This window comes from Maricaulis sp. (assembly GCF_039978735.1).
Lineage (GTDB): Bacteria > Pseudomonadota > Alphaproteobacteria > Caulobacterales > Maricaulaceae > Maricaulis.
Genome location: NZ_JBDWAS010000039.1, coordinates 37,821 through 50,720 on the forward strand (window position 1 = coordinate 37,821; position 12,900 = coordinate 50,720).

General features: G+C 64.4%; 11 protein-coding genes. 5 read left to right on the forward strand and 6 right to left on the reverse strand.

All coding sequences use genetic code 11. The features are described from left to right. Window positions 1-6: 6 nt before the first annotated feature. The 3 genes from ABJO18_RS10760 to ABJO18_RS10770 are packed head-to-tail and all read right to left on the reverse strand — an operon-like array spanning window position 7 to window position 3,443. Window positions 7-1,200 (reverse strand): Xaa-Pro peptidase family protein, encoded by a 1,194-nt coding sequence (locus tag ABJO18_RS10760; protein WP_348508926.1) that lies wholly within the window; start codon window positions 1,198-1,200, stop codon window positions 7-9. A 47-nt stretch (window positions 1,201-1,247) separates the two neighbouring features. Further along, window positions 1,248-2,390 carry a redoxin domain-containing protein gene (locus tag ABJO18_RS10765; protein WP_348508919.1) on the reverse strand — a complete coding sequence of 381 codons (1,143 nt, stop codon included), beginning with the start codon at window positions 2,388-2,390 and terminating at the stop codon, window positions 1,248-1,250. Window positions 2,391-2,435: 45 nt separating this feature from the next. Then, a complete protein-coding gene (locus tag ABJO18_RS10770; RefSeq protein ID WP_348508918.1) occupies window positions 2,436-3,443 on the reverse strand; it encodes an RluA family pseudouridine synthase in 1,008 nt (335 codons plus the stop codon). Between the two features lie 162 nt (window positions 3,444-3,605). On the opposite strand from ABJO18_RS10770, the gene ABJO18_RS10775 reads away from it, so the two are divergent. Then, window positions 3,606-5,957 carry a TonB-dependent receptor gene (locus ABJO18_RS10775; RefSeq protein ID WP_348508917.1) on the forward strand — a complete coding sequence of 784 codons (2,352 nt, stop codon included), beginning with the start codon at window positions 3,606-3,608 and terminating at the stop codon, window positions 5,955-5,957. 147 nt (window positions 5,958-6,104) lie between these two features. Further along, window positions 6,105-7,802 carry an alkaline phosphatase D family protein gene (locus ABJO18_RS10780; protein ID WP_348508916.1) on the forward strand — a complete coding sequence of 566 codons (1,698 nt, stop codon included), beginning with the start codon at window positions 6,105-6,107 and terminating at the stop codon, window positions 7,800-7,802. Between the two features lie 59 nt (window positions 7,803-7,861). Here ABJO18_RS10780 and ABJO18_RS10785 read toward each other — a convergent pair whose 3' ends face one another. Continuing rightward, a complete protein-coding gene (locus tag ABJO18_RS10785; RefSeq protein WP_348508915.1) occupies window positions 7,862-8,227 on the reverse strand; it encodes a helix-turn-helix domain-containing protein in 366 nt (121 codons plus the stop codon). A gap of 126 nt (window positions 8,228-8,353) precedes the next feature. Here ABJO18_RS10785 and ABJO18_RS10790 point away from each other — a divergent pair, with 126 nt between their 5' ends. Both ABJO18_RS10790 and gstA read left to right on the forward strand, forming a co-directional pair. Then, window positions 8,354-9,430, forward strand: a complete 1,077-nt coding sequence (locus ABJO18_RS10790; protein WP_348508914.1) for a nitronate monooxygenase — start codon at window positions 8,354-8,356, stop codon at window positions 9,428-9,430. A gap of 44 nt (window positions 9,431-9,474) precedes the next feature. Continuing rightward, window positions 9,475-10,098, forward strand: a complete 624-nt coding sequence (gene gstA / locus ABJO18_RS10795) for a glutathione transferase GstA (protein ID WP_348508913.1) — start codon at window positions 9,475-9,477, stop codon at window positions 10,096-10,098. A 66-nt stretch (window positions 10,099-10,164) separates the two neighbouring features. On the opposite strand, the gene ABJO18_RS10800 is transcribed toward gstA, so the two are convergent. Further along, window positions 10,165-10,554 (reverse strand): DUF4168 domain-containing protein, encoded by a 390-nt coding sequence (locus ABJO18_RS10800; RefSeq protein ID WP_348508912.1) that lies wholly within the window; start codon window positions 10,552-10,554, stop codon window positions 10,165-10,167. A 442-nt stretch (window positions 10,555-10,996) separates the two neighbouring features. Here ABJO18_RS10800 and ABJO18_RS10805 point away from each other — a divergent pair, with 442 nt between their 5' ends. Beyond that, on the forward strand, window positions 10,997-12,055 hold the full coding sequence (locus tag ABJO18_RS10805) for an NAD(P)-dependent alcohol dehydrogenase (protein ID WP_348508911.1): 1,059 nt from the start codon (window positions 10,997-10,999) through the stop codon (window positions 12,053-12,055). Window positions 12,056-12,132: 77 nt separating this feature from the next. On the opposite strand, the gene folE is transcribed toward ABJO18_RS10805, so the two are convergent. Beyond that, window positions 12,133-12,750, reverse strand: a complete 618-nt coding sequence (gene folE / locus ABJO18_RS10810) for a GTP cyclohydrolase I FolE (RefSeq protein WP_271187304.1) — start codon at window positions 12,748-12,750, stop codon at window positions 12,133-12,135. Window positions 12,751-12,900: the final 150 nt, after the last annotated feature.

Below are 12,900 nucleotides of genomic sequence, written 5' to 3' on the forward strand. Positions count from 1 at the left end.
CCGGTCTCAACCGAAGGGATCGTCGATCGACTTCGAGGGCTCGGTGAACCAGCGCGGGCCGTCGTCGGTCATGTAGAAATGATCTTCCAGCCGGATGCCGAATTCGCCGGGCACGCAAATCATCGGCTCGTTCGAGAAACACATGCCGGGCGCCAGCGGTGTCGTGTCGCCACCGACGAGATAGGGCCCTTCATGGATATCCAGCCCGATGCCGTGGCCGGTGCGGTGCGGGATGCCGGGCAGGGCATAGCCCGGGCCCAGGCCGCGGCGTTCGGCTTCGGTGCGTGCGGCCGCGTCGACATCGGCACAAGGCGTGCCGATCCGGGCGGCGTCGAAGGCGGCCAGCTGACAGGCTTTCTCGGCGTCCCAGATTTCACGCTGCCGGTCCGTCGGCGTGCCGAAGACATAGGAGCGGGTGATGTCGGACTGGTAGCCATGCATGGCGCAGCCGGTGTCGATCAGCACCATGTCGCCGTCTTCCAGCGCTTTCGGCCGCGCCACCCCGTGCGGGAAGGCCGTGTCCGGTCCGAACAGCACGATGCAGAAGGTCGAGCCGCCCGGCGCCCCGATTTTCTTGTGGGCGGCATGAATGAACTCGGTCACTTCGGCGGTCGAGATGCCTGGACGCAGGATGCGCGCGGCGGCCTTGTGCACCTCGATCGTTGCCGTCTTCGTGGCCTGCATCAGCGCCAGCTCGTCGGCATCCTTGCGGGCGCGGGCACTCAGGACAATCCCGGCCGCATCGGCCGCCGGGCCATTCCAGGCGTTGTTGAGCGCATTGGCGGTGATCAGCGGTGTGTCGGGTGACAGGCCGAGTGTCGCGTTTGCCCGGCCGAGCGACGCGACAAGCGCATAAGGGTCTTCATGCTCTTCCCACACGGCCAGCGGCGCGTCGAGGCGCAGATAGCTTTCCAGCGTGCCGGTCTCGAAAGCCGGACCGACATAGGAGAGACCGCCGTCCGCGCCGACGAGGGCGCCGACAAGACGCTCGGTCGCCGGCCAGCGCAGGCCAGTGTAGTAGGTGAGGTTGGAACCGGCATTCAGCCAGATGGCGTCGATCCCGGCATCGCGCATCCGCTCGCGCAGCCCGTCCAGCCGGCGGCGGAATGTCGCCTCGGGTATCGGCTTGCAATGCCCCAGCATGTCGCTCAGGCGCGAGAGTTCGGTCGCGGCGTCGGACCCGCCAACACCGCGTGTCATCAGCATTTCGGCCATGGCGCAGGTGCTCCGTTGTTCTGGCTGCCGCGTCAACGCTTGGATTGCTGAAGCGACGCCTCATTGAAGAAGTGACTTATCAAATTGTACCGGACGCCGGAGGTTGTTTCCTCGATCTCGTGCAGCAGGCTGGACGAGAAAACGAAGGCGGTGCCGGTCGCGCCGCGATAGCCACGTCCTGCATATTCCCGGAACGTCAGTTCGCCGCCTTCGTAGTCCTCGTTTAGTGCGATGGACAGTGCGAAACGGCGATAGGCACTCGTGGGATGTTGATTGTCGCGGTGGCCGACCTCAATTCCGTCCCGCGGGCCCGAATATCGGGCGATGTGCAGGCTTTCACGGCGGGTCACCTGAAAGGCGAAGGCCTTGAGAACTTGCGGGACCACGCGCTCCTGTATCCGTCGATCCAGCCGGGCGAGCAGTTCCGGATCCTGAATGACATGATCGATCCGATCCTGCCGATTATAGTCGGATACCGCAAACTTGTAGTCGCCCGAGGCATCGCCCGGCGCCGGCTTCGCGACCCGGAAGCCGTCCGACCCTTCATAGCGGTCGATCAACTCGCGGCAGTCCTCCGCCTCCAGCACGTTGGGGATAACGAGGATGGGGGCATGGCCGGGTATCCATCCGGCGTCCGCCTTCATTGCTGCTTCTCCAGACAGGGATTTCAGAGTGGCGAGGCCGGCGGCGACGGTGTCGGTCGGTTCGGTCATGATTGAGCGGATCTGTCCCAATGGAGTGATGATGAAGACGCGGCTTGTTTCCGGTGATTGCAGGTCGATGCCCCTCACCAGGCCATACCGTGCGAGAAGAACGCCATTTCCGTCCCCCACAACAGGCGCCTGGAGGCCAAACTCGCGTGCGAAGGATCTCAGCAGAGGCGAGTAGGTGCAGGTCGTCACGACGACAAGCCGAGCGCCGAGCGTCTCAATGTCAGCTTCAGCTGCGGCCCAGGCGGCGAGCTGGTTGCGGACGTCGTCCCGGTCAATCCTGTCGGCGATCACAAGAACGAGCGGCTGACCGGCGAACGCATCCTCGAACAGGCGAAACTTTCGGCCGCTTGCGTCCAGCGCCTCGAAGTCCGGGGCAAAATCCCCGACGGAAACATCCGCGCGGTAAGGCAGAAGCAAGGGGGCGCTGCGGCCGATGATATCGGTTTTCTGTGTCCGCATCATAAGGAAACGCTAGTCGCAATCTCCGCAAGCGGCAATATTTCAGCCTCAAAGCCGCTCGAGAAACTTCTCCAGCCGTTCCATGTCTTTCGGCAGCTCGCTTTCAAAGCGCATGTCTTCGCCTGTGACCGGGTGTTCGAAGCCCAGAATGGCGGCATGCAGGGCCTGGCGGCGGAAATCCTTCAGCTCGCGGCCATTGTCCGAGATCGCCAGGATATTGCCGCGCTTGTTGCCATAGACCGGATCGCCCAGCAGCGGACAGCCGATATGGGCCATGTGGACGCGGATCTGGTGGGTACGGCCGGTTTCCAGGCGGCACTCCACCTTGGCGGCCAGCCCGGTACCGATCGCGGCGCCCGGCGCCTGTCCATAGCGGGTGAGGGTGGCGTAATTGGTGATCGCGTGTTTGCCGGCTTCGCTGTGCGGGTCCCGGGGCACGACGAATTTCTTGCGGTCCTGCGGTGAGCGGGCGATGCGGGTCTCGATCCGGCCGGCCTTGGGCGAGGGCGCATTGCGGGTGAAGGCGATATAGGCGCGTTCGACCGTGTGGGCGGCGAACTGCGCCGCGAGGCCCTGGTGTGCGGCATCCGACTTTGCGACGACCATCACGCCGGACGTGTCCTTGTCCAGCCGGTGCACGATGCCCGGACGCTCCACCCCGCCAATGCCGGACAGTGAGCCGGCGCAGTGATACAGGAGGCCGTGCACCAGCGTGCCGGTCCAGTTGCCGGCAGCGGGATGGACGGCCAGCCCGGCAGGCTTGAGCAGGACGATCAGGTCGTCATCCTCATACAGCACGTCGAGATCCATCTTCTCGGGCACGGGATCGGCCGCGCGCGGTGCGGGGATTTCCAGGGCATAGACCGAGCCGGCGAGGATCTTGGCGGACGGATCGGTCAGGACCGTACCGTCGACCCGAAGCTGCCCCTGTTCGATCAGCGCCTTCAGGCGCGAGCGGGACAGGGTCTCGATCTGGCCGGCCAGCCAGCGGTCGAGGCGTTCGCCGGCCGCGTCGGCATCGGCGGTGAGTTCGGTGAGCTGGTCAGTTCCGGTCATGGGCGGATCGTCCTCCAGGCGATGCAGGAATGCAACGCGCGGCTGAATGCTGCAGTGCGTCATCTACCTGTCATGGCTCTGTCGGCAAAGCGTCACGGCCACTTCATAGACAGGCGCATCGGATCGCGGCCGAGGGGGCCGCGTAACTGCAAGGACTTAGCCATGACGTTGAAAGCGCGCCTGATGGCGGCCGCGGCGATTGCTGCGCCCCTGTTTTTCGCACCTGCAGCGATTGCCCAGGACGACAACGCGGTGGATGTGATCACGGTCACCACCCAGTTCCGCGAACAGTCTGTCGCCGACGTGCCGATCAATGTCAGCGCCTTCGACGAGGCCCTGCTCGAGGATCTCGCCATTGCCGACTTCGAGGACCTGGCCGCCTTCACGCCGGGCCTTATCGTGCAGGAACAGTCGCCGAACAATACCGGCTACTCGATCCGCGGTATCACGACAGATAGCGGTGAAGCCACGTCGGAAACCCGCGTGGCCGTGTTCCGTGACGGTGTGTCGATCACGCGTTCGCGCGGCTCCTATATCGAGCTGTTCGACATCGAGCGTATCGAGGTGGCCAAGGGCCCGCAGCCGACCCTGTTCGGTCGTGGCGCGCTGATCGGCGGCATCAACATCATCCAGAACAAGGCCGATGACGAAAACTCCGGCGCGTTCGAGATGGGCTTTGGCAATGAGGGCCAGGTCGAGGCGCGCGGTCACTATAACTTCCGTCTCGCCGACGGTTATGGTCTGCGTATCTCCGGCGTGTCGCGCGAACGCGATGGCTATATCCAGAACACTGAAGGCGGGGACCTGCAGGGCCGCGACACCCAGGCCGTGCGTCTGGTGCTGTCCGGAACGCCGAACGATGTCTTCTCCTTCGACCTGATCGCCAACTATCAGCAGGACACGCCTCCGGGCACCTCCTTCAAGTCCGGCACGCTGCCGGCTGTCGGCGGTGATACCGATCCGTTCACCGCGGCCTCGCTGAACACGTTCGGCGGTTTCGAGGGCGGCGCCGAGCTGGGCCTCGACCGTGAAGTGCGCGAGCTGACCTTCCTGGCCGATCTGCAGCTGTCCGACACCTGGACGCTGAATGCGATCACCGGCTGGCGCGATTTCGACTCGGTCGAGATCTTCGATCCGGACGGTATGGCACTGCCCTTCCTCGTCATCGCCGAAGACGCGACCGGCGAGCAGTTCAGCCAGGAATTCCGCCTGTCCTATGATGCCGGCGGCGCCTGGACGGGTTCGCTCGGTGCGCTCTACTTCCACGAGGAAGGCGAGCAACGCATTCCGATCGGCATGAATGAGGCCGTCGCCCAGGCGATCCTCGCACCGACTCTGGCGGCCGGTTTCGGCGCCACCGTGGCGCAGCTCGAGGGGCTGCTGGCGCTCAACGGTTTCCCGGGTGTCGATCTGGACAATCCGCTCAACCCCTTCCCCTATTCGGTGGCTGCCCTGCTGCAACAGCAGCAGCTGGTGCCGCTGCGCGACTTCTATCTGGAAGAGGGCTCCAATTCCGGCGAGACGACCTCGTTCGACATCTTCGCCGACACCTCCTACGCCGTCACCGACCGTCTGACCCTGACTGCCGGCCTGCGCTGGACCTATGAGGACAAGACCTCGTCGGGCTATGGCCGCAATATCAACGGTCCCAACTTCGTGACCTTCGCCAACACGCTGGTGACGCCCTACACGCCGAATGGCGAAACCGTCAGCCAGTCCGGCGAGTTCGACGACTTCACCTGGCGCTTCGCGGCCTCCTACGCCGTCACCGACATGCTGAACACCTGGATCAGCTATGCCCGCGGCCGCCGCCCGGACGTGATCTCGGTCGACACGGACAGTCCGACCTTCTTCTCGGAAGCTCCGGCAGAAATCGTCGACTCGGTGGAAGCCGGCGCCTTCTGGACGTTTGCACGCGGCACGCTGTCCGGCTCGGTCTTCTATTCGGAATACGAGAACTTCCAGACCACCCGTTTCGACCCGGGCACGGTCAGCTTTGTCACCGACAATGCGGGCAATGCCACGCAGTACGGTGCCGAGCTGCAGGGCCAGTTCGACATCACCGACCGGGCCGAGCTGTTCGCCAGCTATGCCTATAATTCGGCAACTTTCGACGACACTGACTCGAACGGCAATGCGCTGGAGCTGGCGGGCAACACGTTCCGCTATGCCCCGGAGCACACCCTCGCGCTGGGTCTGAACTGGGAAGTGGCGGCCGGAAACTGGGGTTCGCTGCGCTTTCTGCCGACTTATAGCTGGCAGTCGAAAATCTACTTCGACAACAATAATGACCGGTTCGGCGGCATCCTGCACCAGGACGCTTACGGCCTGCTCAATGCGCGCCTGCGCTATGAGAATGCCGACGAACGCTTCCACGTCGAGCTCTACGGCACCAACCTGACCGACGAGGAATACCTGATCGATGCCGGCAATACCGGCGGCAGCTTCGGCATGCCGACCTTCATCGCCGGCTCGCCGCTGCTCTACGGCATCCGCGGCGGCGTCGAGTTCTAGTTTACCCGGGAGGCTGGGGCGGGTGGCGCGCCGGGCGGGGAGCCCGGTGCGCCACCTTCGTTTATGAGCGTAGTGAACCCGTCGCAAAATTGCGCTAGTGATCGGTGTTAACCGCCGGTCTGCGCGCGGAAGTCTGGGGGGAGACCCATGAGCAAGATGAAGCTGACACGCCGTACCGCCCTGATCGGTGCCGCCGGTGCGGGCCTGGCCGTAAGCGCCTGCTCGAGCGGTCCGGAACGGTTCGAGCCGCGTGCCGAGGGACATTTCCGGCACGGCGTTGCGTCGGGAGATCCCGACACGAACAGCATCATGCTCTGGACCGCCCTGAGCGACGATGCCGGCGGCTGGCGCGGCGTCGAGGTCGCACGCGACGAGGCCTTTGAAGACGTGGTGTTCCGGCAGGGCGAAGAGATCAACTACATCCAGCCGCAGGCACTCGGCACGCTGAAAATTCTCGCAACCGGACTGGAGCCGGGCGAACGGTATTTCTACCGCTTTCGCCTCAACGAGACCTATTCTCCCGTCGGCATTACCCGGACCCTGCCCGAAGGCACGGTCGAGCAATTCCGGATCGGTGTCTTCTCCTGCTCAAACTTTCCGGCCGGGCATTTCAACGTCTATCGCGAGGCGGCGGAGAATGGCGAGCTGGATCTCGTCCTGCACCTGGGCGACTACATCTACGAATACGCGATGGGCGAGTATGCGACCGGCGATGCCGAGGCGCTGAATCGTGTGCCCGATCCGGTGCACGAGATCGTGTCGCATGCCGACTATGTCGCGCGGCACGCCCAGTACAAGTCCGACCCGGACCTGCAGGCGCTGCACGCGGCGGCGCCCTGGATCATGAGCTGGGACGATCACGAGACGGCGAACAATTCCTGGGCCGGCGGCGCGCAGAACCACAATGACGGCGAGGGCAGCTGGCAAGACCGGCGCGATGCCGCGCTGCGGGCCTGGTATGACTGGACGCCCTCGCGCGAACCGGAAGATCTGCGCAATCGCTATGGCGTCTACGAAATCGGCAATCTGGCGACGCTGTGCCTGATCGAGAGCCGTCTGTCGGCGCGCGACCAGGAGGTCCTGAACGACACTTTCCCGGTCGCCTCGGATGCCGATATCGGGGATCCCGAAGTGGTCGCCGCGGTCGAGGCGTGGAAGCGCGATGTTGTCGGCGCCGAGGATCGCGAGCTGATCGGCGCGGCGCAGATCGCCGGCATCCGCGAAGCCTGTGCAGCCTCTGTCGCCGCGGGCAAGCCCTGGCGCATCCTGGCCAACCAGGTGATCATGAGCCGGGTGAACTTCCCGAATTTCGCCGAGGAAATGCCGGGCTGGCTGCGCTGGTGGGCGACGCGCGACAGCGAGTTTGCCCGCAATTTCATCATGCGTACCCGGTTTGAAATCCCGTTCAATCTGGACATGTGGGACGGCTATCCGGCCGAGCGCGAGCGTCTGTTTGCAGCTCTTCGCGAGGTTGATGCCGACGTCATCACGCTGACCGGCGACGTGCATTCCTTCTGGGCCAACGAGCTGACAGATGCGCAGGGTAACCGGATCGGGACAGAATTTGTCGGGTCTTCGGTAACCTCGCCGTCGCCCTTCTCGGGCTTTGCCGCACCGGGTGTGGACTACGGACAGATGATGATCGACGCCAATCCGGACGTCACCCACTGCAACATGGTCGATCATGGCTATATCCGCCTGACCCTGACGCCCGGTGAGGCACAGGCCGACTATGTCACCGTGTCGACCATCCTGCAGCGCGACTACCGGGCCGGACTGGACAGTCAGTGGCGTATCGGCCGTCCGTCCAATGGCAGCGTTCCGCGTGTCGAGCGGCTGGGCTAGAGCATTTTCAGCGAAAGTGGGCACCGGTTTCGCGGTTCGAAAATGCGGCCGCGGGAGCACTAACTCGTGGAGCAGGCGTTGGCGGACCGTTTGAGCCGGGTGCCCACGTCGACGATGGCCTCGATCACGGGCAGGAGTTCGCGGCCGAGCTCGGTCAGCGCGTACTCGACGCTGGGCGGTGAGGTCGGCTGCACGGTGCGCATGACCACGCCCTTCCTGCCGAGCTCCTTGAGGCGTGCTGACAGCACCTTGGCCGAGATTGGCGGGATGTCGGCCTCCAGTTCGGAGAAGCGGCGCGGACCGCCGGCGAGGTGCCAGATCACATAGGGCGTCCAGGCCCCGCCGAGCAGCTGCATGCACTCGTTCACGGGGCAGTGGGTGCCGTCATCGAGCGGCCGGGACGTGTTGCGGCGGCGTTTCAGCATGCTGGGGCTCCGGAAAGCTGCTTACCGCCGGGATAGTACAAAACGCCGCTTACGCCTACTCACAAGGTTACATTCTGTAATTGCGCTCCCATCTGTCTCCCCACCGCAGCGGACAGGAGGCAAGCGATGACGGAGCGAAGCGAGGTTCAATCACGGATCGGGATCCAGCATCCGGTTGTGCAGGGACCGTTCGGCGGCGGGCTGTCGACCGTCGAGCTGACGGCAACTGTGTCGAATGCCGGCGGGCTTGGCTCATTCGGTGCCCATATTCTCGAACCGGACGGGATCGAGACCCTAGCGCGCGATCTGCGGGCCGCAACGGACGGGCCTTTCGCGCTCAATCTCTGGGTCAGCGATCACGATCCGGGCTGCGATCCGTTTCCACAGGCGGCCTTCGACGCTGTCTGGCCAGTCTTCGAACCCTATTTCCGCGAATACGGGCTCGATCGCCCCGAGCCGCCGGTGCGCTACCATCCCCGCTTCGAAGACCAGGTCGAGGCCATCCTGGCCATCAAGCCGCGGGTCTTCTCCTTCGTCTTCGGCGTGCCCGACCGGGCCGTCCTGGAAGCCTGCCGCGGCCGGGACATCCTGACGCTGGGCGCGGCGACGACGCTGGCCGAGGCCGAGGCGCTCGCGGATGCCGGTGTCGATATCGTGCTCGCGACGGGCTTCGAGGCCGGCGGCCACCGGCCGGCCTTTCTCGAGCCGCCCGAAGCCAATCTGGTCGGCACTCTTCCACTGACCCGCCAGATCGCAGCGCATCTTCGCGTGCCGGTGATTGCGGCCGGCGGGATTGCCGACCGGGCGGGTATCGATGCCGCTCTCGCGCTGGGGGCCGGTGCAGCGCAACTGGGCACGGCCTTCCTGGCCTGCGCCGAGTCCGGCACCAATGACGCCCACCGCGATGTGCTGTTCTCGCCGCGGGCCCGGCACACCGTCCTGACCCGCGCCTATACCGGCCGTCTGGCCCGCGGCATTCCCAATCGCGTCATCGTCGAAATGGAAGCACGCGCTGACCGCCTGCCGCCCTTTCCGGTGCAGGCCTGGTTCCTGGGTCATCTCAAGTGCGCGGCGATTGCCGCTGGCGACGAGGATTTTGCCTCGCTCTATGCCGGGCAGGGTGCGCCCCTGCTCCGTCACCGCAAGGCGGCCGATCTGATGGCGGATCTGAGCCGTCCAGCCGAGGTCCGGGCTGTCGCCTGATCTCTCCCTCAACATCTTGCCAACCCCAGAAAGGATACCTTCCGATGAAACTCTATTTTGCTCCGGGCGCCTGTTCGCTTTCGCCCCATATTGTCCTGCGCGAAGCCGGCCTGCCGGTCGAGCTGGAGCGTGTCGACCTGGCCGAGGGCCGGATCGTGTCGACCGGCGAAGCCTTCCGCTCGATCAATCCGAAGGGCTATGTGCCGGCTCTTGAGGTCTCGCCGGGCGAGGTCGTCACTGAAGGCGCGGCCATCGTTCAGCACATCGCGGACTCAAACCCCCAGGCCGGATTGGCACCGGCCGCCGGTACGCTGGAGCGGGCACGGGTGAATGAGTGGCTGACCTTCCTGTCGTCCGAACTCCACAAGGCCTTCGCGCCGATGTTTCAACCCAACAGCAGCGAGGAGGCCAAGGCGTACGCCATAGACCGTGTTACCAATCGCCTCGACCATATCGAAAGCGTGCTGGGCGACGGGCGCAGCTATCTGACCGGCGACACCTTCACCATCGCCGACGCCTATCTCTTCACCCTCACCAACTGGACCGGTCCCACGGGTATCGGCCTGGGCAGCCGGTCGAAGCTGATTGCCTACATGGACCGTGTGCGCCAGCGGCCGGCCGTTCTGGCGGCACTGGAGGCCGAAGGCCTGCTGCAGCCGGCGGCCTGATCCGGACACGAAAACGGGCGGCCGAAGGGCCGCCCGTTCATTCCCGCTGTCAGGCGTGTCTGCGGCCTAGTTGCCGGCCTGCGCCTGGGCTTCTGCCTGGATGCGGGCCGCAACGCTCTGGTCGGTGCGGGCGGCATTGGCGATGGAGTTGTACTCGACGACGGTCAGGCCGGCGTCCTGGACAATAGTTTCCATCTCGGCCTGTGCTTCCTGCTGGATCTGCGCCTGGGTTTCCTGATCTTCAGCCGCCTGCATGCGCGGCTGGACGTCCTGGACAAGGGCATTGATGCCGTTGGCGGCTTCCACGAAAGCGGTGACCTGCGCATCGGTGAGGGTGAAGGTCTCGGCCGCTCCGGCCTCGGCGCCGGCCTGGGCCGGGTCCTGGGCGAATACGGGGGCGGCGGCGCCTGCCAGCGCGGTTGCGGACAGGGCGGCGGTGAAAATCTTGTGTATCATGAGAGTGTCTTCCCGGTTGCTGAACAGTATCTGGGTTCAAGGGCCCAATAGCGTGGGAACGATACCGGTCTAACAATGTTCCATTACAATTTCACCACATGTATACAGCTCGTGGTTTCGACATAACGTCTGAGACGGTTGAAACAAATACTGTGGTTGTGTTTTGATGATCATCAACGGAGCAGGGTGGCTGGAGCTGATCCTGCAGAATGACGCCCGGACGTCCGGGTGATTGCGGCTTCGTGGCCGCCATGTTTCCACGACCGGAACGATCGCCATCCTCAGGTGAACCGGACATACCTCGGGTGATTTCAAGGCCGGTCTGTCGATGGGCGTGCGGGTTAAACCTGCCGGGCTTCTCTCCTATATTGCCGGGATTCCTGGTGTGGCGCGTGAAGCGGGCCCTGCCGGTCCCGATGCCCAGCAATTCGAGAGAGCTGACATGAAAACGATTGGCTATGCCGCCCACAGCGCTGACACACCCTTGGTGCCATACACATTCGAGCGCCGCGGCCTGCGTGCCGACGATGTGGCGATCGATATCCTCTATTGCGGTGTCTGCCATTCGGACCTGCACACAGCGCGTGGCGACTGGGCCGGTACGGTCTACCCCAACATCCCCGGTCACGAGATTGTCGGCCGTGTGACGGCGGTCGGTCCGGATGTCAGCAAGTTCGCCGTCGGCGATACCGTCGCCGTGGGCTGCATGGTCGACAGCTGCCAGGATTGCGATCGCTGCCACGACGACGAAGAGCAATACTGCCGCAACGGGTTCACCGCGACCTATAACAGCCCTGACCGGATCACCGGCGACAACACGCTGGGCGGCTATTCCAAACATGTCATCGTGCGTGAGGCCTTTGTCCTGCGTGTGCCGGAGACGCTCGATGTGTCACGGGTGGCGCCGCTCCTGTGTGCCGGCATCACCACTTACTCACCGCTGCGCACGTGGAATGTCGGCGAGGGCAGCCGGGTCGGCGTGATCGGCATGGGCGGTCTGGGGCATATGGCGATCAAGCTGGCTGTCGGCCTCGGTGCCCATGTCACCGTGATCAGCCGCAGCCCGTCCAAGGAGGCCGATGCGCGCGAACTCGGTGCCGATGCCTTCCTGATCTCGTCGGACAGGGCGGCGATGAAGGCGGCGCGCAACAGTTTCGACCTGATCGTGGACACCGTGCCGGTCAAGCACGACCTCAACCCCTACATGCCCCTGCTCGACGTCGATGGCACGCTGTGCCTGGTCGGACAGGTCGGCCCGCTCGAGGAACTGGTGTCCGTGCCGCTGATCATGGGGCGCCGCCGGGTCGCAGGTTCCCTCATCGGGGGCATCGCCGAGACCCAGGAGGTCCTCGATTTCTGTGGCCGGATGAACATCCTGCCGGAATGCGAGATGATCCGGATGGACGAGATCAACACGGCTTTCGAGCGCATGGAAAAAGCCGATGTGCGCTACCGCTTCGTGATCGACATGTCGTCGCTGGAGGTGCCGGACGCCGCCTAGGCGCTCCGGCGCCGTCCGAAAAAAGAAAAGCCCCGTCCGGCCGGACGGGGCTTTTCTCATCAAACCGGTGTTTCGCGTCAGGCGCGTTCGACCATGCGGATGAAGCGGTCCTTCAGGGCCGGGTCGGTCTTGAACTCGCCGGTGAAGGTGGTGGTGATGGTCGACACATTCGGGTGATGCACGCCGCGCGTCGTCATGCACTGGTGCTTGGCGTCGATCAGGACGGCCACGCCCAGCGGCTGCATCGCTTCGGTGAGGGCGTCGGCGATCTGGGCCGTCATGGTTTCCTGTGTCTGCATGCGCTTGGAGAAGATCTCCACCACGCGGGCAATCTTGGAAATGCCGACCACGGCCTTGCGCGGCAGGTAGGCGACATGGGCCACGCCCAGGATCGGTGCGAGGTGGTGTTCGCAATGGCTCTCGACATCGATATTGGTCAGCATGACCATATCGTCATAGCCCTGCACGTCCTCGAATGTCTTGCCGAGGGCGGCCATCGGATCGGCTTCATAGCCGGAGAACCATTCCGACCAGGCTTTCACCACGCGCTTGGGTGTATCGATCAGGCCTTCGCGGGCCGGGTCGTCGCCCGCCCAGGCGATCAGCGTGCGGACGGCCTCCTCGGCCTCCTCGCGGGTCGGTTTGGAGTTTGTCACGCCAGCCAGGCGCGCAGCTTCAGGTGTCACGGCGTCCATCCCCATGGATCCTTTCGTTGTCGGGTCGGTCCTGCGCGTATACGACAGGGCCGTAGTGCCGGTTTCCGGATCGAGGATGCAGAGCCGGATTTTTTTCACCCGGAGCCTGAAATCCTCTGTGTTCGCGCCTCGGCGCTTGACGGTATTTAG

Bases quoted from the DNA above. Each gene is read 5' to 3' on its own strand.
- ABJO18_RS10760 (WP_348508926.1), bottom strand. From the start codon at position 1,200: ATGACACGCGGTGTTGGCGGGTCCGACGCCGCGACCGAACTCTCGCGC.
- ABJO18_RS10765 (WP_348508919.1), bottom strand. From the start codon at position 2,390: ATGATGCGGACACAGAAAACCGATATCATCGGCCGCAGCGCCCCCTTG.
- ABJO18_RS10770 (WP_348508918.1), bottom strand. From the start codon at position 3,443: ATGACCGGAACTGACCAGCTCACCGAACTCACCGCCGATGCCGACGCG.
- ABJO18_RS10775 (WP_348508917.1), top strand. From the start codon at position 3,606: ATGACGTTGAAAGCGCGCCTGATGGCGGCCGCGGCGATTGCTGCGCCC.
- ABJO18_RS10780 (WP_348508916.1), top strand. From the start codon at position 6,105: ATGAGCAAGATGAAGCTGACACGCCGTACCGCCCTGATCGGTGCCGCC.
- ABJO18_RS10785 (WP_348508915.1), bottom strand. From the start codon at position 8,227: ATGCTGAAACGCCGCCGCAACACGTCCCGGCCGCTCGATGACGGCACC.
- ABJO18_RS10790 (WP_348508914.1), top strand. From the start codon at position 8,354: ATGACGGAGCGAAGCGAGGTTCAATCACGGATCGGGATCCAGCATCCG.
- gstA (WP_348508913.1), top strand. From the start codon at position 9,475: ATGAAACTCTATTTTGCTCCGGGCGCCTGTTCGCTTTCGCCCCATATT.
- ABJO18_RS10800 (WP_348508912.1), bottom strand. From the start codon at position 10,554: ATGATACACAAGATTTTCACCGCCGCCCTGTCCGCAACCGCGCTGGCA.
- ABJO18_RS10805 (WP_348508911.1), top strand. From the start codon at position 10,997: ATGAAAACGATTGGCTATGCCGCCCACAGCGCTGACACACCCTTGGTG.
- folE (WP_271187304.1), bottom strand. From the start codon at position 12,750: ATGGACGCCGTGACACCTGAAGCTGCGCGCCTGGCTGGCGTGACAAAC.